20 protein-coding genes are annotated in these 22,179 nt (G+C 59.0%); 8 read left to right on the top strand and 12 right to left on the bottom strand.

What is annotated here, in order from left to right; genetic code table 11:
- Positions 1–330: 330 nt before the first annotated feature.
- The 3 genes from HV770_RS28270 to HV770_RS28260 form a co-directional block, all read right to left on the bottom strand.
- Positions 331–1,776, bottom strand: a complete 1,446-nt coding sequence (locus HV770_RS28270; protein ID WP_175164855.1) for an IS1182 family transposase — start codon at positions 1,774–1,776, stop codon at positions 331–333.
- Between the two features lie 190 nt (positions 1,777–1,966).
- Positions 1,967–2,989 (bottom strand): IS110 family RNA-guided transposase, encoded by a 1,023-nt coding sequence (locus HV770_RS28265; RefSeq protein ID WP_175164854.1) that lies wholly within the window; start codon positions 2,987–2,989, stop codon positions 1,967–1,969.
- Positions 2,990–3,825: 836 nt separating this feature from the next.
- Positions 3,826–4,110 (bottom strand): hypothetical protein, encoded by a 285-nt coding sequence (locus tag HV770_RS28260; protein ID WP_175164853.1) that lies wholly within the window; start codon positions 4,108–4,110, stop codon positions 3,826–3,828.
- Between the two features lie 87 nt (positions 4,111–4,197).
- On the opposite strand from HV770_RS28260, the gene imuA reads away from it, so the two are divergent.
- The 5 genes from imuA to HV770_RS28235 all read left to right on the top strand — a co-directional run bounded on the left by imuA (position 4,198) and on the right by HV770_RS28235 (position 10,958).
- The gene (imuA, locus tag HV770_RS28255) at positions 4,198–4,905 is read left to right on the top strand and encodes a translesion DNA synthesis-associated protein ImuA (RefSeq protein WP_175164852.1); all 708 of its coding nucleotides are present in this window, start codon (positions 4,198–4,200) and stop codon (positions 4,903–4,905) included.
- Positions 4,835–6,304 (top strand): Y-family DNA polymerase, encoded by a 1,470-nt coding sequence (locus HV770_RS28250; RefSeq protein ID WP_246291235.1) that lies wholly within the window; start codon positions 4,835–4,837, stop codon positions 6,302–6,304. The genes imuA and HV770_RS28250 overlap by 71 nt, the downstream gene beginning before the upstream one ends.
- A gap of 6 nt (positions 6,305–6,310) precedes the next feature.
- Positions 6,311–9,460 (top strand): error-prone DNA polymerase, encoded by a 3,150-nt coding sequence (locus HV770_RS28245; RefSeq protein WP_175164851.1) that lies wholly within the window; start codon positions 6,311–6,313, stop codon positions 9,458–9,460.
- Between the two features lie 46 nt (positions 9,461–9,506).
- Positions 9,507–10,469 (top strand): SOS response-associated peptidase family protein, encoded by a 963-nt coding sequence (locus tag HV770_RS28240; RefSeq protein ID WP_175164850.1) that lies wholly within the window; start codon positions 9,507–9,509, stop codon positions 10,467–10,469.
- Between the two features lie 216 nt (positions 10,470–10,685).
- Positions 10,686–10,958, top strand: coding sequence for a hypothetical protein (locus HV770_RS28235; protein WP_106285617.1), 273 nt, complete (start codon positions 10,686–10,688; stop codon positions 10,956–10,958).
- A gap of 636 nt (positions 10,959–11,594) precedes the next feature.
- Here the strand turns inward: HV770_RS28235 and HV770_RS28230 are convergent.
- Genes HV770_RS28230 through HV770_RS28220 form a run of 3 tightly spaced genes read right to left on the bottom strand, consistent with a single transcriptional unit; the run spans position 11,595 to position 13,815 of the window.
- Positions 11,595–12,293 carry an ATPase gene (locus HV770_RS28230; RefSeq protein ID WP_175164849.1) on the bottom strand — a complete coding sequence of 233 codons (699 nt, stop codon included), beginning with the start codon at positions 12,291–12,293 and terminating at the stop codon, positions 11,595–11,597.
- Positions 12,290–12,973, bottom strand: a complete 684-nt coding sequence (locus HV770_RS28225) for a hypothetical protein (protein ID WP_175164848.1) — start codon at positions 12,971–12,973, stop codon at positions 12,290–12,292. Before HV770_RS28225 ends, HV770_RS28230 begins: the two co-directional genes overlap by 4 nt.
- Complete coding sequence (locus tag HV770_RS28220; RefSeq protein ID WP_175164847.1) at positions 12,970–13,815, bottom strand: TIGR04255 family protein; 846 nt, start codon at positions 13,813–13,815, stop codon at positions 12,970–12,972. The genes HV770_RS28225 and HV770_RS28220 overlap by 4 nt, the downstream gene beginning before the upstream one ends.
- 124 nt (positions 13,816–13,939) lie before the next feature.
- On the opposite strand from HV770_RS28220, the gene HV770_RS28215 reads away from it, so the two are divergent.
- From HV770_RS28215 to HV770_RS39450, 3 genes are read left to right on the top strand one after another with little or no spacing between them, the layout of a single operon-like run.
- Entirely contained in the window at positions 13,940–14,197 is a 258-nt protein-coding gene (locus HV770_RS28215; protein ID WP_175164846.1) for a hypothetical protein, read from the top strand.
- Positions 14,172–15,389, top strand: coding sequence for a ThiF family adenylyltransferase (locus tag HV770_RS28210; RefSeq protein WP_175164845.1), 1,218 nt, complete (start codon positions 14,172–14,174; stop codon positions 15,387–15,389). The genes HV770_RS28215 and HV770_RS28210 overlap by 26 nt, the downstream gene beginning before the upstream one ends.
- A complete protein-coding gene (locus HV770_RS39450; RefSeq protein ID WP_281366236.1) occupies positions 15,364–15,819 on the top strand; it encodes a ubiquitination-like system serine protease family protein in 456 nt (151 codons plus the stop codon). Before HV770_RS28210 ends, HV770_RS39450 begins: the two co-directional genes overlap by 26 nt.
- Before the next feature lie 196 nt (positions 15,820–16,015).
- Here the strand turns inward: HV770_RS39450 and HV770_RS28205 are convergent, their stop codons facing one another.
- The 6 genes from HV770_RS28205 to HV770_RS28180 form a co-directional block, all read right to left on the bottom strand.
- Positions 16,016–17,407 (bottom strand): type II restriction endonuclease, encoded by a 1,392-nt coding sequence (locus tag HV770_RS28205; RefSeq protein WP_175164844.1) that lies wholly within the window; start codon positions 17,405–17,407, stop codon positions 16,016–16,018.
- 107 nt (positions 17,408–17,514) lie between these two features.
- Complete coding sequence (gene dcm, locus HV770_RS28200; RefSeq protein WP_246291233.1) at positions 17,515–18,915, bottom strand: DNA (cytosine-5-)-methyltransferase; 1,401 nt, start codon at positions 18,913–18,915, stop codon at positions 17,515–17,517.
- 237 nt (positions 18,916–19,152) lie between these two features.
- On the bottom strand, positions 19,153–20,013 hold the full coding sequence (locus HV770_RS28195; protein WP_175164843.1) for a hypothetical protein: 861 nt from the start codon (positions 20,011–20,013) through the stop codon (positions 19,153–19,155).
- Between the two features lie 3 nt (positions 20,014–20,016).
- The gene (locus tag HV770_RS28190) at positions 20,017–20,529 is read right to left on the bottom strand and encodes a hypothetical protein (RefSeq protein ID WP_175164842.1); all 513 of its coding nucleotides are present in this window, start codon (positions 20,527–20,529) and stop codon (positions 20,017–20,019) included.
- A 123-nt stretch (positions 20,530–20,652) separates the two neighbouring features.
- Positions 20,653–20,793, bottom strand: a complete 141-nt coding sequence (locus HV770_RS28185; protein ID WP_175164841.1) for a hypothetical protein — start codon at positions 20,791–20,793, stop codon at positions 20,653–20,655.
- Positions 20,790–21,896 carry a hypothetical protein gene (locus HV770_RS28180; protein ID WP_175164840.1) on the bottom strand — a complete coding sequence of 369 codons (1,107 nt, stop codon included), beginning with the start codon at positions 21,894–21,896 and terminating at the stop codon, positions 20,790–20,792. The genes HV770_RS28185 and HV770_RS28180 overlap by 4 nt, the downstream gene beginning before the upstream one ends.
- Positions 21,897–22,179 lie beyond the last annotated feature (283 nt).

Raw genomic sequence — 22,179 nt, 5'->3', positions numbered from 1 at the left:
CTCCCTCACGAAGCATAGGCCGACTTCGCGGCCTCTGCCACGCGGATGAAGGGGCGGCGCCTCCAAAAAGGGCGGAGACTTACGGGTCGATATGGCTATCGAACGACCGTCCCGGGCGGGAAGCTGCCGTACCGCTCACGCCAGGTCGAAGGACGGCTATGGGTCCAGGTCGTGTGGAAACGCCAAGAGAGCGGCAAATGCGGCGCGCGGCGTCACACCGACCGGCGTGTTTAACTACGTTTTCAATCGATTCGACAACACCGAATCATTAGACGGTTCTAATGCTTTATACGCAGCTTTTCAAGGGTTTGCTTTTAGCGTTACGGGTGCTTATGCACCCGCCAGCCGCATAGCTTTCAGTGTCTTCTTGAACCCCAGAATTCTCAGCACTCGCATCAGATTGTAGGCAAGTACGTTCAAGCTCATCTCCGTACCCACGTTTGGCAACCTGCGTGTCAGGAAGTGCGTGTAACCCATCCAGTGCTTGAACGTCCCGAAGACATGTTCGACCGTCCGTCTGCGTATCGTCATTGCCTCCGGGGTCTTGTCGAGTCGACGTTGGACTCCTTCCAGTACCGATTCATGTTGCCATCGGCTAATTCTCCGATACTTACTCGGCGTACATCGGGATTTCATCGAACACTGAGGACAGGAACTGCTCCAGTAACGGTGCATTTGCATGCCATGTTCTTCTCCGGTGTAGCGGTAAATCGCGCGTTCGCCTGCTGGACATTGGTATTCGTCGTCCCGGGCGATGTAGATGAAGTCTGCCCGGTCGAATCGGCCATGAGCTTTTGCCGCTGATGTCGTTGGCTTAGGTAGCATCACTACAATGCCCGCATCTGCGCACGCCTTGATCTGCGGAGCATTGTAATAACCGCGATCAGCGACTGCCCGTAGTCTGGTCCTACCCATTGCATCGCGTGCGGCTTTCGCGATAGGACTCAACTGTCCCCGGTCGCTACCAGAGTTTGTGACCTCGTGAGCAACAATGAGGCGGTGTTTGGCGTCTACTGCCACCTGTACGTTGTAACCCACCATGCCCGAGCCTTTGCCGCTCGTCGCCATGGAACGCGCGTCGGGATCAGTCATCGAGAGTTGCCCATCAGGCTGCGTCTTGAGTTGCTCCTTAATCTGATCGAGGTTCCGCATCTGCTCGCGCAAGCGTGCGATTTTATCCTGCAAGCGGGTTGTCTTTGCTTCCAACTCAGCGGGTTGCGTACGATCGGCAGTCTCCAGCGCGTTCAGATACCGCTGGATGCTCTCCTCGATCTGCTTCTGGCGCTTGTCGACTTTACCCTCGGTGAAGTTGCGATCCCGTGTATTGACTGCCTTGAACTTGCTACCATCGATGGCGACTAGCGCTTGCGAGAACAGCTTCAGCTCACGGCAGAGCACCACGAAGCGGCGACACACGTTGCGAATGCCGGTGCCGTTGTCACGACGGAAGTCAGCGATGGTCTTGAAGTCCGGCGCCAGACGACCGGTGAGCCACATTAATTCAACATTGCGTTGGCATTCTCGTTCCAGCCGGCGGCTCGACTGAACCCGGTTCAGATAGCCGTAGATATAGATCTTCAACAGCACGGCTGGATGATAGGACGGACGACCTGTAGTCGCCGGCGTCGCTCCATCGAAGCCTAGTGATCCGAGGTCAAGTTCTTCAACAAACGCCTCGATAATCCTGACCGGGTTGTCCTCTGCGACGTAGTCATCGAGGCACTCTGGAAGCAGAGTCACCTGCTTGCGATCTTCACCTTCTATGAATCGCTTCATCCGGTCACCCATGCTGAATGAGTTAATCCAGTTTAGGCGATTAGCGCGTTTTCACACAAGCTCGGCCACGTGCTTGAAGCACAAGACTGTGTTCAGGTTTGCGTTCCTGCGGTCCGACCTGTCTCGCCATCACATTGAAATCAACCCAAGCAACCTACCAGTTCCTCAACGCGTCAAAGTGCTCATCCTGCTATGCAGGTCTGTTGCTCACATGATGCGCTTCGTACGAAGTCCCGTGAGCGAGGATCGCCCAAGCGATTCTTGCCATTTTGTTCGCCATGGCCACTGTTGCTACGTTTGCTGGACGTCGCACCTGTATTGCTTTTTGCCATGCGGTTGGTACCTTGGTGTGACACAGAACAGAACGCGCCCCATGTATCAACAACGTACGCAAGTACGGGTCGCCGCGTCTGGAGATCGAACCCAGCCGTATCTTTCCTCCGGTACCATTCTGACGAGGAACAAGTCCCAGAAACGCAGCGAACTCGCGCCCCGACCTGAATGTCTTCGCATCTCCAATAGTAGCTACCAACGCCGTTGCAGTCAGGCGGCCGATACCCGGCACGTCGGAGATCGCACGACATGCCGCTTCGTGTTTCTGCCAGGCGCCAATCCGCTTCTCGAGTTGATCGATGTCCTCCTCAAACAGGTTGATGCGACGCAACTGTTCGAGAAGGTTAAGATGGATCGATCTCGGCAGTGTGTCTTCGAGTTCTGCCATGCGCTCCCTGATCTCCTCGAGTCCTGCTACGCGTCCTGCGCGAAACGTAACGCCGAATTCATACATCAACCCACGCAGCTGATTTATCTGCATCGTTCGAAACTTGACAAGCAACGAGCGCATGCGATGAAGACTTAGCATCATTTGCTGGTCCTCTGTCTTGGCGGCAACTGTGCGCATGCCGGGTTGCTGCACTGCAGTCCAGATTGCCCGGGCGTCCGCCGCGTCAGTCTTGTTCGTTTGTACGAAAGGTCGAATAAATTGGGCGTGTAATAGCACCACCTCGTGTCCGAGCGCCCGAATCTTACGCGCCCACCAGTGAGCACTTCCGCAAGCTTCGAGGGCGACGCGACCAGCAGGGCGCTGCGCCAGAAATGCAATTAAATCGTCACGTCCGAACTTCCGATTCGCGATCTCGCCAGTTTGGGCATCGACCCAGTACATCTGGAACACCCGCTTTGCAATGTCGAGTCCGTATGTCGTAGCATTCATCTGGGGCCTCCGTTCCTTAAGTGGTTGTGTCGCAACTCCACTCTGGCACATTGATGCCGTTCGGTCCTGGAGGCCCTCAGTCGTGCCCAATTCCCCGGAGGGAGGGCGGTGTCCATTCCATCTCGGTCGGGAGTACGCATTCGTTGATGTCGACAGTCGGCGTTCGCAATTGACGCTGTCGAACGACCGCTGTGCTGCCATGAGCAGGCATCCCGCAGCCGACACGCGAACGTCGGCAATGGCCGATGAAGCAACATCCGTCCTCGCGAATTGAATGAGCGCTTGCTGGATGCATACGACGTCCGAACGTCTGAGCAACGGTGCGGGCGCATGACGCTTCATGGGCCCCGCTGAGACAGATGATGACGGACGGAGCTCGCCCCTCTTCTACCGTTCGTGACCGACTACGTGAAGGATTTTTTCTTCTCGATCAGAGAAGGGGCCTTCCCGGACGGACTTTTTTTAATGGACTACCTCGACCAGCGCTCCCCCGTCGTGCACGCGGAGCACATTTCCTTCGGGCGTCATTATTCGGGGAAGGTCTGTCGCGCGCGGCGTCGCAGTTTTGCCAGGCCCATTCCCCACGCGTTTGTTCGGCAAGGACTTCGTTACCGGATCGGCGACCCGGCGCGGTGTAGCTTTCGATACGTGATGTGAGAGCACCGCAACCTTGCCCGGTCTCGGCTTGCCCTTCCCGGACGGCTGCATCCGCGCTTCAGGCGGGTTCCAGATTTCAACGTAGCGTTCTCCTGCGACTGCGGTCGAAGCAACAGCAAGCAGTATTGCGCCCACACTCAAAGATCGAAACATATCCTCTCCGTATGCTCTCGTGCCGTTCACGCCCGGCACGATTTTGCGGTGCCGACACATGAACCGTCGCAGCCTGCGCAGTAGTGACGGTCTCGCACCGCCCCGTCAACACGCCAGACGTTGGCTTGCGTTGGCGCAGGGGTGCCAATAGTGCGGCCATTTTCGCACGCGTAAAACGTCGGTTCTCCCGCCCTGCTGCGGCGGATGGCTTCATCGATTTCCGGCTCGCCGAACGCTGCTTTCATCCCGGCAACAAACGCCGCAATTTCCGGCATGGGATGGCCGACAGTCTTGCGAGCGCGTATGTTCATTTGGGCTCCTCCGAAAAAAATGCTTGTTCGTCGCTACGGATTTCCGTGTAGGATACTGTACATATATACAGGTATATGCGCAATCCAATGACCGTCCCATCACCCGTCCCGGAAGCCATACACCCGTCCCTGTGGCGGGCGTCGCAGCTTGCGCGCGGCCGGGGCAGGACGGTCGATACCGGCTACCCGGCCCTTTCAGCCGAGCTGCCCGGCGGCGGATGGCCGATCGGTGCGCTCATTGACCTGCTGATCCAGCAGGCCGGCGTGGGAGAGATGCGGTTGCTTCGGCCTGCGCTCAGCACACTTGGCAAACGGGCAGTTGCGATGGTTCAGCCACCGCACGTTCCGAACGGCCCCGGTCTTGAGTACATCGGTCTTTCCCCAGAACAGCTGCTGCAGATCCGCGCCGCGAAGACGGCCGATGCTTTGTGGTCAGCCGAGCAGATTCTGCGTGCCGGAAGCTGCGGCGCACTCCTGTTCTGGACGCAGTACGTCCAGACGTCTTCACTGCGGCGGCTTCATCTGGCCGCCCAGTCTTCGGAAACGCTTTTTTTCATGGTTCGTCCATTGGCGGCCGCGCAGGATGCGTCCCCCGCCGTTTTACGACTGGCGCTAAGGCCAGAGCGCGACGGCCTGACCGTCGATATTGCAAAGCGACGAGGTCCAGCACGCGCAGATCCTCTGTCCATTCCTCTTCAACCAACCCCTGTTCTGTTTTCGCACCATGCGCGTATTTCTCGCCGTCCACTTGCCCCGGTTGCAGCTCGAGGTCTTCCGGCCACGGTGGCTGCCTGAACCTGCGCACGGCTGCGTGGTCCTGGATCGCGACAAGGTGCTCATTGCCGACGGGGTTGCGAGGTCAGCGGGCGTACGGGTCGGCATGAAACGCGGCGGAGTGCTGACGCTCGCGCCGGAAGTGGCGATGCACGAGCGCGACCCCAGCCGGGAATATGCGGCACAACGCGAGGTCGCTGTTGCGCTCATGCAATTTTCGCCAGATGTCGCCCTGCTCGACGAGGCTGTCGTGGTTGTCGACATCGGCGCGAGCCTGCGTCTGTTCGGCGGTCTGCTTGCGGTGTGCCGCCGCGCCAAAGCGATTCTCGAAGCGATCGGGCTGACCGCCCGCATCAGCGCGGCACCGACCGGGCAAGGTGCATGGTTGCTCGCGAAGCACCGCAACCGGCGCGTCCTCAAGATCGACTCGCTTGAGCGGCAACTATCCGCATTGTCATTGCTGTCAGTGCCGGAAATACGGCCGTTTGCGGACTGGTTCACGGGACTTGGCTGCGAAACGATTGCCGACGTGCGACGGCTTCCGCGTGCCGGACTGCAACGCCGTTGCGGCGAGCACCTTCTTGATTCGCTGGACCGGGCTTTCGGCACAGCACCTGAACTCTTTGACTGGCTGGAACTGCCGCCGACGTTCTCCGCACGCATTGAAATGCCCGACCGCATCGAACATGCGGAAGCGGCGCTCTTCGGTGCGCATCGGCTCATCGCGCAGCTATGTGGCTGGCTGTGCGCAAAACAGCTGGCGCTGACAGGCGCAACCCTCCTGCTGGAGCACGAGCGCGGCAGACAGGCGATTGAGCCGACGCCAATCGAAATCGCGCTGGGCGAGCCGACCTGGCGCGAGGACCATCTTGTCCGGCTCATCAGGGAGCGCCTTGGACGGATCGAACTGACCGCGCCAGTCATTGCGCTGCGGCTCGATGCGGCCAGTGTGCAACCTGCGGCGCCCGCATCGGACACGCTGTTTCCAGAACCTGGCGGCTCAGCTGAGGATCACGCCCGTCTGGTCGAATTGCTCGTTGCACGACTCGGTGAAGGGAACGTGCTCCGGCCAGCGCCAACCGCGGATTACCGGCCGGAGATTGCCAATCGGTGGGTGCCTGTCGCCAGCGCATCGAAAGGCACCGTGCTGCCTGAAGGGCTTGCGCGACCCACATGGCTTCTGGAAAAACCGGTGCGTCTGCTTATGCGCAAACACCGGCCGTTTTACGGCTCGCCACTGCGCATGGTGTCGCCGGCCGAACGCATCGAGGCCGGGTGGTTTGATGGCGAACTGGTGACCCGGGACTACTTCGTCGCCCAGGGCGAAGACCAGAGCTGCGTCTGGATATACCTCGAGCGCGTTAGTAGCCGGGACGCTGAAGAAGACCAGCGGTGGTTCCTGCATGGCCTGTTCGGATGACACGCCATGGACTCCACCTTTTCCACCCTGCCGGCTTATGCCGAGCTGTTCTGCTTTTCCAACTTCACCTTTCTGCACGGCGCCTCCCATGCGGAAGAACTGGCTGAACGCGCGGAGCAGCTGGGCTATTCAGCGCTGGCCGTCACCGACGAGTGTTCTCTGGCAGGCGTCGTGCGCGCACACGTTGCAGCGAAGGAAGCCCGCCTGCCGTTTATCGTTGGGTCCTACTTCCGCCTGGTGAACGCCGACGGTTCCCCCGCGTTCGGGCTGATTCTCCTCGCGAGAAACCGCGAAGGATACGGCAACCTGTCCGAGCTGATTACGCTGGCCCGTACACGCGCCCCGAAGGGCGAATACCGCCTGACGCCGCAGGACCTGTCGCGACCCGATAAGGAAAACCGGCACCTGCGCGGCCTGCCCGAGTGCTTTGCCATTCTCGTACCGGACTTTCCGGCGAAAGAAGACGTGCTGGCGGCGCAGGTCGAATGGCTAGATGACACATTCACGGGCCGCGCCTGGATGGGACTTGTTCTACACCAGCGTGCAATGGATGACATCCACCGCGGCTCGGTCGAGTTTGTCGCACGGAATCACGACGTCCCGGTTGTCGCGCTTGGCAACGTCGTCATGCATGTGCGCTCGCGCAAGCCGTTGCAGGACACCATGACCGCTATCCGCGTTCGGAGGCCCGTGCATGAGTGCGGCTATGACCTGACACAGAATGCCGAGCAGCACCTGCGTTCCAGACTGCGGCTCGCTAACCTGTATCCCGAGGACGCACTTGCCGCAACCATTGATATTGCAGGCCGCTGTACTTTTTCACTGGATGAACTGCGCTACGAGTATCCCGACGAACTTGTTCCAACCGGCTTCACCCCGGCCGCCTATCTGCGGCAGGAAACGTACATTGGCGCACAACGACGCTTTCCGTCCGGTATTCCGCACAAGGTGCAGGAACAGATTGAGCACGAGCTTGAGCTGATAGCGGAGCTGCAATACGAGCCGTACTTTCTCACGGTGTACGACATCGTGCGGTTTGCGCGTAGCCAGAGCATCCTCTGTCAGGGGCGCGGCTCTGCGGCTAACTCTGCCGTCTGCTATTGCCTGGGCGTAACCGAGGTGGATCCGGCCCGCGGCAACATGCTTTTTGAGCGTTTCATCTCGAAGGAGCGCGGCGAGCCGCCGGACATCGACGTCGACTTTGAGCACCAGCGTCGCGAAGAGGTCATCCACTACATCTATCGCAAGTATGGCCGCGACCGCGCAGCAATCGCGGCGGCAGTCTCGACATACCGACCGCGCGGTGCGCTGCGTGAAACCGGCAAGGCGCTCGGCGTCGATCCCCAGATCGTTGACGTCGTCGCAAAGTCGCACCACTGGTTTGATACAAGTCAGGATCTGCTTGCGCGATTCAGGGAATCAGGCCTCGACCCGGAAAAACCGCTTATTCAGGCGTGGGCGAAGCTCGCGTCGCAACTGCTTGGCTTCCCGAGGCACCTCTCCCAGCACTCGGGTGGCTTTGTCATCAGTCGCGGCAAGCTGACGCGTCTCGTGCCAGTCGAGAATGCCGCCATGGAAGACAGGTCTGTCATCGAGTGGGACAAGGACGACCTCGAGGCACTCGGTCTGCTGAAAATCGACGTCCTCGCACTCGGTATGCTCTCGGCCATCCGCCGAACGCTTGATATTGTGTCTGAGCAGCGCGGCGAGCGCTTCGAAATGCAGGACATCCCGGCGGAGGACCCTGCGACCTACGACATGATTTCGGCTGCAGATACAGTCGGTGTGTTCCAGATCGAATCGCGTGCCCAGATGAGCATGCTGCCGCGGATGCAGCCCCGGACGTTCTACGATCTCGTGATCGAGGTGGCAATCGTCCGCCCGGGTCCGATTCAGGGTGGCGCCGTGCATCCCTACCTGCAGCGGCGCCAGGGATTCGAGCCCGTCTCCTATCCCAGTGACGCACTGAAAACCGCACTTGGACGAACCCTGGGCGTGCCGATCTTTCAGGAGCAGGTGATGCAGGTCGCGATTCTTGCGGCCGGCTTTACCGCCGGTGAAGCTGACCAGCTGCGTCGGGCGATGGCGGCCTGGAAACGTAAAGGCGGACTGGAAAAATACTACGACCGGATCGTTCATGGCATGCAGGAGCGCGGCTACGATCTCGCCTTCGCCGAATCCATCTTCGAACAGATCAAGGGCTTTGGCGAATACGGTTTTCCGGAAAGTCACGCGGCCAGTTTTGCGTTGCTGGTGTACGCCAGCAGCTGGTTGAAGTGCCACGAGCCGGAGGCGTTTCTCGCGGCGATGCTGAATTCCCAGCCGATGGGTTTCTACTCGCCGTCGCAACTCGTGCAGGACGCACAACGCCACGGCGTCAAAGTCCTGCCGGTCGACGTAACCATCAGTGGCTGGGACTCCGCACTGGTGAACCTGCCAGGCGCCGGAAGGCCGGCGCTCCGGCTCGGCATGTCGCTACTGCGAGGCATGAAAGACGGCGCTGCGGAACGCATAGAGAACGCGCGCGCGGTGCGGCCATTCGAAAGCGTCAACGACCTTGCCCGCCGCGCGCAACTGGACCGCAAGGATCTTCATATGCTGGCTGATGCCAACTCGCTCGCCTCCCTTGCCGGTAATCGCCGTGAAGCGCTGTGGCAGTCGGTTGCGGCGGTACCAGACAGGGACATGCTCGCGACAGCAGCCGTTCAGGACGAGACGCCAGCGCTCGGTGCGCCAACTGAGGCAAACGACATCGTTGCTGATTACCGCTCGGTGGGCCTGACGCTGGGCCGACACCCCCTTGAACTGCTCCGCCCGCAACTGCTCGCCAACAAGCTGATGCCGGCGTCGACGCTGCGCACCTATCGCGATGGGCAACTCGCGCGTGGCTGCGGGCTCGTCACCGTGCGTCAGCGTCCGGGCACGGCCAAGGGCGTGATGTTCGTGACGCTCGAGGACGAGACCGGCAACGTGAATGTCATCGTGTGGCCCAGTCTGCTTGAGAAGCAGAGAAAGGAAGCGCTCGGCGCATCGCTACTCGCCGTGTATGGAACGTGGCAATGCCAGGGTGAGGTTCGACATCTGGTTGCGCAGCGCCTTGTCGATATGTCTCACCTGCTTGGCGGCCTGATTACTGCCAGCAGAAACTTCTGCTAAGGGGATTGGGGAAGTGCGTATCATGACAGCATGAAACGGAGGCACCATGTGCTACTCGGCTCAGATCCAGGCGGACTATCGAAAATTTGTGCGCACCTTCGGCGCCCTGATGGACATCCACGAGTTCGCGCGTCTGTTTTTCGAGCGTGCCGAGGGCATCAGCAAGGCAAAAATACCGAAGGCCATGGAAGACGCTTTCGCCGAACCACAGAATGAAGCAGAGCGCGAAATCAACGCGCTCATCAGCCGCTTCAATTCGGCACAGGCGACGAAGCTTGAGCAGGACCTGTTCAAGCAGCGCAAGCGGCTCGCAGACGCGGAACGGTCACTCCAGACAAAGACAACGAAAGCAGCCATTGAAAGTCAGCGCATCGCGACCGATAAGATTGCCTGGGCACGAGGCAAGCTTGACGACTTGCAGCGAACCGAGCCGAAGCCGCGGGATTCGCGGATTTTCCCCGGACATTACGCGCCCGTGATGGTCATCGAAGACGGGCAACGCATCGTGAAGCCAATGCGTTATCAATGTCGCATTGCTGGCAAACCGGCGGTCTACGATGTCAGATACCCCGGCACATACAACGCCCGACGCGACAATCTGGAAGGATTCTGGCGACCCTGTTTCGGATACACGCATGGGGTAATGCTGGTTGACGTCTTTTATGAAAATGTGAGCAAGGCGAAGTTTGAGGGCACTCTGTCCGAGACACACGACCAGGCCGAAAACATCGTCCTGGAATTTCGTCCGGACAACGGCCAGCTTATGCATGTCGCCTGTCTGTGGTCTCGGTGGAGCGCACCGGGTGAGCCAGATTTGCTATCTTTTGCGGCCATAACCGACGAGCCGCCGCCAGAGGTCGCGGCGGCGGGTCATGACCGCTGCATTGTTCCGATAAAGCCTGAGAGGATCGATGCATGGCTGAGTCCGAACGCATCGGACCTCGAGGCGATGTACGCGATACTTGACGACAGGGAACATCCGTATTACGAGCATCGACTTGCGGCATAGCCATGGGCCAGGCGAACGTCGGTGGTGGGGGACGATGCGTGCATCCGTGGTCGCGGCATTGGCGGCAATGGCGTCGTAGTTGTCGCGTACTGAATTACTGACGCACCCCCACGCACCGAGGCGCCTGCTCTCTCTCAGGCACTTTGCATTTCAGCGCCAGGTCGCGGAACGCCTCACTTGCGCTAGACTGGCTTGAGGAACCGGAAGGAGGAATGGATGATACGCAGGACGCTCAATGCCTCGCAGCTTCAGCAGGAGGTCAACCGGCGAATCCATCGACTGCAGGAAATCGTCGAGGATGGCGTGAAGATTCATGTGCCGCGGCCGCAGTTGCAAGAGGCTGACAAGACAGGCTGCAACTGGAACATGACCCACTTCGGCAACGCGGTCGGCTTCGAGCGCGACATCGAGGGCGTGCTCAAGGGCGTGCGCGCGGAATACAACCTCAATACCGAAGTGAAAGATACCGGCAACCCGTTTGCAGACTAACCGCGAAAGACAAAGATTCCCTGCTCGTTCTTGATGGCGTGGGTACTAGTGGTGCGCATATCTCAAATGGTCTACCTGCGACGTCCCTATCGCAGATATTCTTCTCTTGAACCTATGCGGTCTACATTCATATGGAAAGGATGACCGGATTTGCGGCCCGCGACAACGGCGATCTGTGGTCGGGGGTAGACTCGGTAGCCGATGAGACCGGGGATAGCCCTGTCGCTTCAAAATGTACGACCCGGATCCGGTCGGCACGAACGGGCGTCGTGCACCGGCCGGTTGGCTACATCGTCGACCCACACCAGACGGTCAGCGGAGGCTGCCCGGATGACAGAAAAACCTCACTCAGAGCGACCTTGCCACTGTGAGCTTCACAGTCGAAGCAGACGGTGTATGTCGTGGAAGTGAATGTCGCTAAAACGACCAGCGCCATCCACCGCATAGTCCAAAAAAGCTTAATGTGCGCAAATTTCCGAATCTTGAGACGACCCCAAGTACGTAAGCGACGAGCGAACATCGCCAAACGGCCCTGCTGCCGCCGGGCGCGCTATTAGGGGTTCAACGGCAGGTCACGGAGTGGCCCGGTCATCCAAGCCGGCTTCTCGGGGACAGCACTTCGGCCTTGGACGACGTTCAGGTGAAAGTAATCCTGTGCCACCACGCCGGCATATCGTCGCGTTGAGCAAGAACGACCCCCTTTTTCACAACCGCAACGGGATGATGCGTGCGACCTCCACCGTCACGTTCGCCCGTGTTATCAAAAAACATCGCTAGCGGCGCGATTTGCAAGGCCTTACCGGCGTTCTCGAAGACGCGCGGAAATCGCGCTTGCTGGACATCGATCGGTACATCATGGCCGCCTGCTGAGACACGCGTGCGCACACGCTGTTCCGCAAGATTAATGTCATCAAGCCCAACGAATAGCATCACCACGAAATAGCCTGCATCGACCCCGCGCGAAAGCTCTGCCAGCTTGTACCCTTGCGTGTCAGAAAAGACGGTCTCGTATACGAAGTGCCATTGCATTCCAACTGACGCGGTCAGCATCAATGCGCGCCGCTTAGTTGCCTCTGCTTGAGCAAGACGAGCTGTCTCTGAGGTCTGAGGGGCAGCTGGATTTTCCTGTGCGGCTTCATTCAATTCGCGTTCGATCTCGTCAGCGTTGATGTATTCAGCCTGCCATGCACCCTCCAGCATTGGTTCGAGCACCTCACGCCAAAGCGTGGTCTTACCTGCCCCATTCGGACCGGCAATCATGACCATCAATGGCTTATCTTCTGCGCTGGTGTGGAGCTCGTCCAGGAAGAAGTTTAAAAGCTCGTCACCACTCAATCGAGATTCATCCCAAATTTGTTTGAGTTCTTTCGAAGGTTTTCGATCCCTTTCTTGAGAGCAGTACGTCGTTCTGCCTGATGTTGTTGCACGCGCGTGCTCGGTGCTGTTGCCTTCGCGAGGAGCTCATACGCTCGTGCAAATTCATATGGACTCAGATCCTCCTGGCAAAGCATCTGGAAGATTGTAGTGTCTAGGCCAGGAATTGGTTCAACGAGATATTTCCCACTCAATGGAGTGTACTCGCGCCACTGCTGTGCGAGTTTGTGAAGACTCCACAAGCGGTTCCGGTTGGATTGATTGAGCTTCTCTAGCAATTCTGTACGCATCCAGGCGTACACAGTAATACGTTCAATGTGCAGAACTTGCGCGAGTTGCGTGACATTCAAACCAAATGCTTCACGTAGCTCGTCCACCATCCTCGCGGGCGTCGTCAGTGACGGTTCTGACTGGTGACTGTCGGAGCCGAGCTTGAACGGCAGAGGTATTGCAGCATTGATAGCTGTACCTCGGTATTGCGCAGGTTTCTCAAAGCAGATCGTGACAGTGGTCAGTGCCGTTCCAACGTCGACTGCAATTGCAGTTACATGACATACCGAAGTAGCACCAGATTTGCGCCACATTGCTTCCGGACCAATCATCCTGGCCAACTTCGCATCGCGCTCCGTAGCGTAGATCATGAGGTTCTTCCTTCAACGTTTGTTGGATTCCATTCCTCTGCAGCTAAAGGAGTAATCATCGCGCGGAACGCGGCAGACACATCGGTGTGCATTTGAGTAAATAGCTTGTCGAGCGCCGCACGGTCCACAGAAAGTTCATTGCCATCAATCCATCGATCACTGTCAATTACTCCGCACTCTGCATGTACAACGCTAGGTGATTCCTGACGTGGGGTAAGCATACCCTGCAAATCCATCGGAAGCGACGGAACCCCAAATCCCCTCATGAACTGTAGGCGCAATCGGCCTTGTGGGTAGGCAACATCCATCATTGAAACATTCAGGTCCGGGCCGCGTAGCGCACCTGGTAATGCCGGTACCCCAGCAAGGTTCCATGGGGCCTTTACGTATTCTTCTGGTTTACGGCCTAGCTGCGGAATAATGAAATCAACGTACCGCAGGCCGAGTCGCATCACTGACGTGACGTCGACATCAGTAAGCGCATCTGTAATTTCGAGCCATTCACTCCTGAACTGACGTGAATCGACGTAAGACGTCACCGCGTAGGTGAGCGAGCCCTGCTGGATTCGCACCATTGCATCCACGTCATTGTTCACGAGGTCATAGATCACCAATGGGACCGCTCTCTGCGGACTCGGCGCTGGAGCATCCAACGTGATTTCAAAGTTCAGAGCGCTTGTCTGGTTGATAGTCGGAAATTTTGATCCGGCCCTTTTTATGATCGCGTCACGCAATTGCTCTGGGGTTGCCGATGCGTTCGGCAGAAAACGAATCTGGGCGAGTACAAAAACCAAGGGCGCGGACGCCCATTGCCCTATCCGGCGGGCGGTGTCGCTTTTCAAGCGGCCTCCTTCTTTGTCGTCCACGAAAATCATTTTACACGACACTTTACACCTTACACACAATCTGACACACTGCATATGTCTTACACGAAATCTAACACTTACACTCAGCCGGGAGTGTGTCATGTCTCACACAGACCACCACAAGCCGAAGTTCATCCTCAATCTCGACGAGGTTGAGCACCCCCACCACGAGCTCAGCTACGCCGAACTCGTCTTCCTCGCCTACCCGCAGGACCCGCCTGCTGATACGTCGGACATTATTTACACGATCACGATCGAGTACATGGAAGGCGAAATCATTTCGTTTGCGCGTGGCGATAAACCCGTGGCTATCAAACAAGGGATGGTGTGCAATGTCCGCAAAACCGGCCGTTCTTGAGTCCGCGCTTGCCCCGTTCGTCGCGGCGGGGCTGCGTGTATCGGTGCAAGGTTCTTACCTGCTTCTGCATGACGTGCCTGTCGTTGACCATCAGCGACAGTTGCGGCTCGGAACTCTCATCGCGACGCTCGTCTACACCGATAGTCAGGTAACGCCGCCTGCCACACATCAGGTGTGGTTCGACGGCCCGTTTCCTTCCTTCGCAAATGGCGCTCCGCTCGAGCAGTTGCGGCATTCGGAGGTCGCGGGGGGATTAGTCGCGCCCGAGGTTCCGGCCATATACTTCTTCTCTAACAAGAATGAAGGTTGGACCGGATATGCGACACACTTTGACCAGCTGATGCATTACTGGCGGATCATCACGGATCAGGCGCGCGTGATTGATCCTCAATGCACCCAGCCGTTAGCGGCAGGGTCGGTGCAGGTGGAAGCTCGAAAGGATCCTTTCCGGTATCCGGACGCCTCTTCGACACGCGGCAGGTTTGAGATGGTGTCTCAGAAACTGGCCAAACTCCGCATTGCCATCGTCGGCATGGGCGGAACTGGATCTTATGTACTTGACCAGGTGGCGAAGACACCCGTTAACGAAATTCACCTGTTCGATGGCGACGTGTTCGAAGTACACAATGCGTTTCGCGCACCTTCAGCAGCATGTGAAGCTGATTTCGGGAAGATGAAGGTCGCGCATTTTCGCGACATGTACGATGCGATGCACACCGGCATCGTCGCTCATCCTGCATACATAACCGAGGCTAACGTTGGCTTGCTGGCTCAATTCGACTTCGTCTTTGTATGCATCGACAAAGGGCCGGCACGCAAATTAGTTTGCGCCCATCTCATTGACTGCGGCGTGACCTTTATCGACTGCGGGATGGATATGTCCCTCTCGAAGAAGGAACAGATCTACGGAACTTGCCGCGTTACCATGGCCAGCCCGACCATGCGCAAGCATTTTTTCGAACGCGCTCCGACGATGGAAGACGCCGGCGATGCGCTCTACGACCAGAACATTCAGATCGCCGATGCAAACGCACTTAACGCTATCTTGGCCGTCATGCGGTGGAAGCAACATTTCGGCTTCTACGCAATGAATTGGGATTGGCATCAGCTCGAGTTCGTTACGAACACAATGGCACTCGCACGAAGCGAAAAATCGGAAGACCAGAATGCGACTCCACCAGATCACGCCTGAGCTAGTTGAGCTGGCGCCCCGCGACCTCCAGCCCGGGCGACTTTATATCAGCAACAAATATCGTGCGGCAGTTCACTTATGTTGCTGCGGGTGTGGGGAAAAAGTTGTTACTCCGCTCTCGGCCGCCGAGTGGCAAGCTGAAGTCTCACACGGGTACGCGACGTTGCATCCGTCGATCGGAAACGGAGCGATGACCTGCATGTCGCACTACCTCATACGCAACAACCGTGTGGTCTGGTGCACGCCGTTATCGAAGATGCAGGCTAAAACTGTATTCGCGCGCGACCAGCGCGATCTTCACACGCTACATCGTTCTGCGGACAGCGTTGCTTACACGCGCGACGTAGCACCCTCTACAGAATTGCCGAAAATACAAAAGGTCAACCGGTGGGGACGCTTGCGGGCGATCTGGCGTTGGCTGACCTCCTGAACTTTTGAAGTATGCCGAGGTCATTAGGACAACGGTTGTATCCGCCATTTGCTTATCCCGCACTTCCAGAGCAGCGGTCGTGACTGAAGGCAGCTTATTCAGGGGAAGGGCAGCATCGCTTCCACCCGACGACGGACTGGTTCGCTGCCCCCTGATCTTTGTCAGTCAGTTTGCTTATCGCCAACCCAGGCGTGCGTTACGACAGCGACCCTCGTGGTAATTCAAAACTGAAAAGGTCAGCCGCCCGAGAGGCGTCGTCCACGACTACGACCGACTTGCTACCCTTAAGTCCGGGCCGTTTCACCGCTATCTCCTCCCGAAAGAAGTTTCGGAAGGTGATCACGTTGTCCTTCCCCTTGTAGCACGTTTCTTTGGAATTCTTCAGTGATTCAGGCACGACCAGGCAGATGTCCTGTCGTCCCATGTCATCAATTGCCTCGGAAGATACACGATCGTCGACTGTCGCGAGAAACAGCGCAGCGTTGAACTTCTCGAGCGTGACCTGTTTCCAGCGTTCCCGCAACGTGGTTTTCGCCGACAACACGGCTGCCTCGTCAAATTTGCGCTCAAGCGACTGGAGAGTTACGAGCGATGGCAGCACGAAGTCTGGCCGACGCCCTCCGGTCACTGCCTGCTCGTCGAATGGAATACTCCCGTCACGGAGCGCTCTCGCAATATGTTGCTCAAACGATCGGCCGGCGCGAGACTTGCGATGCTGGCTTGCACTCAGGAACGTGGCGTCCAGCAGGGGAAAACCGCGGACGACCGCAGTTACAATGTCCTGCCCTTCCGAGGTGACGATGCGAAGGACTTCAGCGGCGCGATGGCGCAACTCGGCCCGTTTGTACAGTGTGTACTCGATATCGCGACTGATCTTCATGATCGCATCGCCAGGATTCTCGATGGCATAAGGATCGAGACTCTGGAGGCCCTGTTCGGCGATGAAGATCTGCTGAGCCCCCTCAGCCAGTACGGAAGGCGCGGGCAACCTGGACACCGACGCGATGAACTCGGGAAGGCGCCCTTCGTTGAAGAACCGCGATAGCTCTTCAATCAGTGCTTCGGTTTCGTCCTTCGGCGGCGTCAACGCCTGACGTGGATCGAACAGGCCGAAATGAAAGTCGGCACCCAGATCAAATGCGGATTCGAGAAGTTCCGCGTCTTCACCGCCCGAGTCGATTGTCATCAAACAGTAGCGGCACCCGCTCACTTCCTCCGTCAGCTTGCCGACCATGAGAAGCGATGCAGGTGTCAGCCCGGCAAACTCACTTTTCGGCACGCCGGTCAGATGCATCTCGTGACCTTTGTTCGAATAGTGCTTCAGGTTGGATGACTTTATCTCGCCAGTGTCAGGCCACAACGTGCGGACGGCCGCCTCGAAGATATGCGGCTTGCCCGTGTTGACGTTTGCCAGATTGGGGAAAAAGCCGGCTTCGCGAATCTCTCCGGGAATGTAGGGCCCGTTCTGATGGCCTTTCGTGCGGTCATCAGCCCAACCGCAGTCGTTTCGCGAGAGTTTCTTGATGAACAAAACCGAACTTCGGCTGATCCACTTCTGGATTTCCGGCCAATTGCCAGCGATCGCCATATCGCGCCCCGTCTCTCAGTTTTTCTCTGTATGGTGCATTCACAGGGAGCGCGAAGCTGCGCGCCCCCTTGACGCTCATGCTTTTCAGACTGTCAGGTCCCTGGAGTCTAGGCCGCGACCATGATTTCACGCGGCGCTGACGGGCGCGACGATAGACGTTTCGCTTCAAGGATCCTCGACCTCATCAGCTTGGCGACAGCAGCAAACACCGGCACGATCACGGAGTTACCAAACTGCTTGTAAGCCTGCGTATCTGACACAGGAATCCTGAAACTGCCCTCTCCCGGACCGTCGTATCCCATCAACCTTGCACATTCACGGGGCGTGAGACGTCGGGGACGGTTACGCAGGTTGTCCGGGTGGAAAAAGTCCTTTCGCGGAGAGAAACCTCTGTCGATCAGGATTTCCGATCCATCCTTGTAGTAACGCGCAGACAGGGTCCTCGTGACATCGGAGCCAGTTACGAGACCGTAGCCAAATCCGTTGCCCTTCGCCTTGTGCTTGATCGAATAGTTGAAGAGGTACTCCCATAGCTTGGGCGTCAGGACGTACTTGTCCTCCACAGCAGGTTCCAGGAGTTCGGCAAGCGACGGCCGTTTCTTCGGAAACTGCTTGCGGATATCGCTAAGTGTGAACCCGTCGTGCACATCGAGATCTTTCCGGAATCCAACCAGCACGATACGTTCACGATGCTGCGGCACAAAGTGCGCACCGTCGACAATCTTTGGATCAGTCGCGCCAGATGCATCGACATCCGCGATCCAGTATCCGAGTTCAAGTAGCGTATCAACGATGATCTTGAACGTCCGCCCTTTGTCGTGACTCTTCAGGTTCTTCACATTTTCGAGCACGAATGCGGCAGGTTGCTTCGCGGCGATGATCCGCGCGACATCAAAGAACAGGGTGCCCTGCGTTTTGCATTCGAAACCATGAACGCGGCCGAGCGCATTCTTTTTCGAAACGCCGGCGATCGAAAAAGGTTGGCACGGAAAGCCCGCAAGCAGCACGTCGTGATCAGGAATCTCCGCGTCAATGTTCTGGTACGCCTGACGCTCGGAGATATCTTCCCGGTCGCTCAGCGTGATCTTGCGAATGTCATCGTTGAACCTGTGATGGGCCGGGTCGCAGTAGTAGTTCGCCTTGTAGGTCCGGACCGCTGGCTCATTCCACTCGCTCGTAAAAACGCACCGGCCTCCCGAACGCTCGAACCCGCGCCGGATTCCTCCGATCCCGGCGAAGAGGTCAATAAAGTCGAAATCGGCTTTCTGGCTCTTCGGCGGTTTTGGAAGCAGATCCTGCAACGCGCAGTATTCAGCGTGACTGAGCCGCATCGACGCCTTGCCGTTCACCCATCGGTTGATCGTTTCCCGGCACCACGAACCCTCGCCTCCCATGTTGAGGTATTCGGCGAGGTATTTCTGGTCGTAAATTTCCAGGGCCTTTTTAACCAGAGCGAGTTCGTCGTTTGTTTTTTGCATATCCGTGGTGCGGGGTGAATTGCGTGACATCCTATCACTCGTTTGACCCAGCGAGCGAGCATATTTACTTCGCTGTTGCCGCCGTCCAAAGAGACAGTTGTCGACCGCCAGGCGGATCGTTGCGATCTGTCCACCGTCCTCCGCCGCTTAGCGTCGTTCAGGACCGGGCGTTAAAGACGCGAACGGACGAGATGGGTATGATCGATTTCCAAAACGGTCCGTGCCTTCCGCGCTGCTGTCGCACGTCCTCGCGCTCCTGCCTGACATTCATCGTTGCGACCTGGCGTCGCGTTGAGCCGCCAGCGTGCGACGGTACTGGTCGTTCTCGAGCAGCAGATGATCGATGCGCTCGCGCAACTGCGTCACCTGACGTCGCAGCGCCTCCGCTTCGGACGAGGCCTGTAAGCGGACCGCGTCGTTCTGCGCTTTCAGGAAGCGCTCGGTACCCTGTAGCTGGTCCGCTACCTTTGCGAGCGCCGCACTACCCGAACCGGCATTTGTAATCGCCTGATGCAACTCATCCAGCAGTCCGGCGATCCGCGTTTCCGCGATCGACGCGCGCATCTCGGCCTGACCGAGATCGCGGCGCAAGCGCGCGTTGTCCTGCTCGAGGCGACCAACACGCGCGTGCGCATCGGCCAGTGACGCCTCTGCGAGCTGTAAGCGCAGGCCCGGTTCGGTTCGCGGGGACGCAGTGTCCTCCCGGACAGTATCCAGCCGTTCCATCTGGGTGGCCAGCCGTGCGCTCATCTGCGCCATCAGCGGCGCGATTGCATCCCGCATGACCGGTTCCAGCGACCGGCGCACCATGTGCGTGTCAGGCATCGCGGAGTTAGCGTCACCCGTCTGCCCGACATGGATCGGAGCGAGCGCCTGGGCACGTGCGATCGCCTTCTGGATAGTCGTCGTGCTCGGACGTCGCGTGACGCCGGTCACCGCCGACAGATCCCGCAGCAGCCGCGCGTATGTTGTCGCGCCATACAGGCGCCCGGTCACCGCACGCACGTCGTCAACCAGGCTATCCAGGAAGCGTGCGTTGTCCAGCGGAAAATCCCGGTCGCGGGCAACGATCGCGCCCAGGATCTCACGCAGTTGCGGGTCGGGCCAGTTCAGGCGGGGGCGCGACACGTGCTACTCCGCTAGACCGGGTGCGGTGAGCTCACCGGGCTCGGACAGCCGGCGGCCATTGATTACCAGCCCCGCGTCCACCGGCACTGCGGGAAAGCGGGCGAGCTCAGGCCACTCGTCGAGCCTCACCCAGAGATCCCCGCCTGCGCGCTGGTTCGCGCCAACGATTTGAAGGCAACGCACCGCTTCAGCGGCTGGATTGAACACACGCGCGGTCAGCCGCGCATCATAGTCTCCGGCCATCAATTGCAGGCGCGCATCGGCAGGCGCGCCGTCGGATGCCGTCCACCCCGCGTACGCACCGTGTCTGACATGAATCCTGTAAGTCAGGTAGTCGAGCCGTGCGAACCCGTTCGCGTCGAGGAGACTTTCGTCCAGCTCGAGAGCGGTATCGAGCAGCGGCGCGTGGCCGCTGCGCTCGATCGCGGCGCGGGTCGCATAGTGCGGCTGCGCGCCGCGCCGGTTTGTTGCGGGCTGGCCCGGTACCCGGTATTGATAAGCGGTTGTGATCGCCATACTGCCTTTCCTTGCAAAATTCATCAGTGCGCGTGCGCGTGCGCGTGCGCCTGCGGCCGCGGCTCGTTGACATCACCCTTCATGGAGCGCCGGTGATCGGCCCTGAGGTGCACCCCGAGTGTCTCAATCCTGGGTCGCATACGCGGCCTGGATTGCGGCGCGCAGCCGCTCGCTGATCCAGGTGCGGGCGAGCCACGCCCGTGCTCGACACAATGTCGCACTTACGCTGGCGGACGAGCGCGCCGTCATCGTCAGATCGCTCATGTGCGGCCCCCTCCCCCATTCGCCATCTCGCCAGTCACTGTCGCGCGGTCGAACAGATGGAGCACCGCTCGCGCCACCTGCTGTGAGATCAGCGCGAGATTCTCGTCCGGCCGGCTGCGCTGTTCGATCTGCAGTTTGGGATGAATCAGGTTACGCGACGTGCGCAACGCGTCGGCGTGTCTGCGCAGGGACGGGTCGATGTAATCCAGTTCGCCGGCCACCTTGATGAGATCGACCAGCGACCATTCGGCCACCGGCTGTTTCTCGCCGCGCCTTCTCGGATCCCGCGGTGCGGCCTTGGCCGTCATCGCGGCGGCTTGATTGCGGCCCAGCCATGCGTGCAGCACCGCCTCGATGATTGCGCCGTACAGCGCAGTCGCGGCCAGCCACGCCCGGGCGCCTTGGCACCGCGCCGCTTCGTCCCAGAAAAACCGCAAGGTGTCGGCTTCCGCAGGCGCGAGCCCCAGCTCCTCGAACGGCGGCCGCTCGGGCTCCACGGGCGCCAGAATGGTCGCCGGCGGACGCAGGCCGAGCCGCGGTATCACATCGTGCGCATATTGGCGACGCCCGTCCGCGGTCAGCATGAGCCGGAACGGCCAACCGAGCAGGTCATGGTCCTTACGGCGGACCAGGCCGCGAGCGATCAGCGCACCAAGCGTGGCATCGCAAACCGTTTCACCGAGGCGAAACAGGTAGATGCCAAGGGCGGCCTCGACGAGGCCGCCACTCGCCAGCGGGTCGCGCTCGTCCCCGCCGCTGCCGATCACCGCGATGATCAGGTCCTCGGCCGAGGCGGTTTGCGACACAAGCGCCGGATGACGCCGCCCGCGTTGCTGCCAGCGCATCTCGCGGGCGATCTGCCCCGCACGGGTCGATTCCCAGTACTCCTGGACATCGCCGCCGAAACCCTCCCGCCGCTGTGCGAAACCGTCGGCCGCTAGGCTCAGGAGCGCCGCGATGACCGCCGCCGGCTCGAACGGCCACGTCGCCTCGACCTCGCGGATGCCTTCGGGCACAACTCCGCTCCCTGTGTTGCCGGCGGTGAACATTTCATGCTCAAAAATGGCGTCGCGAATGGACACGTCAGTGGCCGGTTCGGTCATCGATGTCGTGGTGTCGGCTGCCGGCCGGGACGGAGGTGCGGCGGGGGCCGCACGTTCCGGAAATTTTGCCACACCTTCAAGGTATTTTTATACCTTTAATTATCATCGTGCTTTCCTCTACTGGACATTACCCGCATAATGTTCAGCAGTTTGCTATAGTGCCTGAACGCTGGAGCCCCCCAATTCCGGGCTCCGCCGCCACTCACCGGAGCCGCAATTGCACAACGACCCCGACCACCACCCGGTCTTTTCTTCGCTCGGTGGGCGCATCGCGCGTGCGAAG

Source organism: Paraburkholderia fynbosensis (assembly GCF_902859935.1).
GTDB classification, from domain to species: Bacteria; Pseudomonadota; Gammaproteobacteria; order Burkholderiales; family Burkholderiaceae; genus Paraburkholderia; species Paraburkholderia fynbosensis.
Note: the sequence above shows the minus strand (reverse complement) of the source record. Positions and strands in the feature narration are given on the sequence as shown.

Excerpts from the sequence above, each read along its gene's own strand:
- HV770_RS28265 (WP_175164854.1), bottom strand. The coding sequence starts at position 2,989 with ATGAATGCTACGACATACGGACTCGACATTGCAAAGCGGGTGTTCCAG.
- HV770_RS28185 (WP_175164841.1), bottom strand. The coding sequence starts at position 20,793 with ATGAGCGATCTGACGATGACGGCGCGCTCGTCCGCCAGCGTAAGTGCG.
- HV770_RS28270 (WP_175164855.1), bottom strand. The coding sequence starts at position 1,776 with ATGAAGCGATTCATAGAAGGTGAAGATCGCAAGCAGGTGACTCTGCTT.
- HV770_RS28210 (WP_175164845.1), top strand. The coding sequence starts at position 14,172 with ATGTCCGCAAAACCGGCCGTTCTTGAGTCCGCGCTTGCCCCGTTCGTC.
- HV770_RS28240 (WP_175164850.1), top strand. The coding sequence starts at position 9,507 with ATGTGCTACTCGGCTCAGATCCAGGCGGACTATCGAAAATTTGTGCGC.
- HV770_RS28245 (WP_175164851.1), top strand. The coding sequence starts at position 6,311 with ATGGACTCCACCTTTTCCACCCTGCCGGCTTATGCCGAGCTGTTCTGC.
- HV770_RS39450 (WP_281366236.1), top strand. The coding sequence starts at position 15,364 with ATGCGACTCCACCAGATCACGCCTGAGCTAGTTGAGCTGGCGCCCCGC.
- HV770_RS28250 (WP_246291235.1), top strand. The coding sequence starts at position 4,835 with ATGCGCGTATTTCTCGCCGTCCACTTGCCCCGGTTGCAGCTCGAGGTC.
- HV770_RS28235 (WP_106285617.1), top strand. The coding sequence starts at position 10,686 with ATGATACGCAGGACGCTCAATGCCTCGCAGCTTCAGCAGGAGGTCAAC.
- dcm (WP_246291233.1), bottom strand. The coding sequence starts at position 18,915 with ATGTCACGCAATTCACCCCGCACCACGGATATGCAAAAAACAAACGAC.
- HV770_RS28260 (WP_175164853.1), bottom strand. The coding sequence starts at position 4,110 with ATGAACATACGCGCTCGCAAGACTGTCGGCCATCCCATGCCGGAAATT.
- imuA (WP_175164852.1), top strand. The coding sequence starts at position 4,198 with ATGACCGTCCCATCACCCGTCCCGGAAGCCATACACCCGTCCCTGTGG.
- HV770_RS28205 (WP_175164844.1), bottom strand. The coding sequence starts at position 17,407 with ATGGCGATCGCTGGCAATTGGCCGGAAATCCAGAAGTGGATCAGCCGA.
- HV770_RS28180 (WP_175164840.1), bottom strand. The coding sequence starts at position 21,896 with ATGACCGAACCGGCCACTGACGTGTCCATTCGCGACGCCATTTTTGAG.
- HV770_RS28190 (WP_175164842.1), bottom strand. The coding sequence starts at position 20,529 with ATGGCGATCACAACCGCTTATCAATACCGGGTACCGGGCCAGCCCGCA.
- HV770_RS28215 (WP_175164846.1), top strand. The coding sequence starts at position 13,940 with ATGTCTCACACAGACCACCACAAGCCGAAGTTCATCCTCAATCTCGAC.
- HV770_RS28225 (WP_175164848.1), bottom strand. The coding sequence starts at position 12,973 with ATGATCTACGCTACGGAGCGCGATGCGAAGTTGGCCAGGATGATTGGT.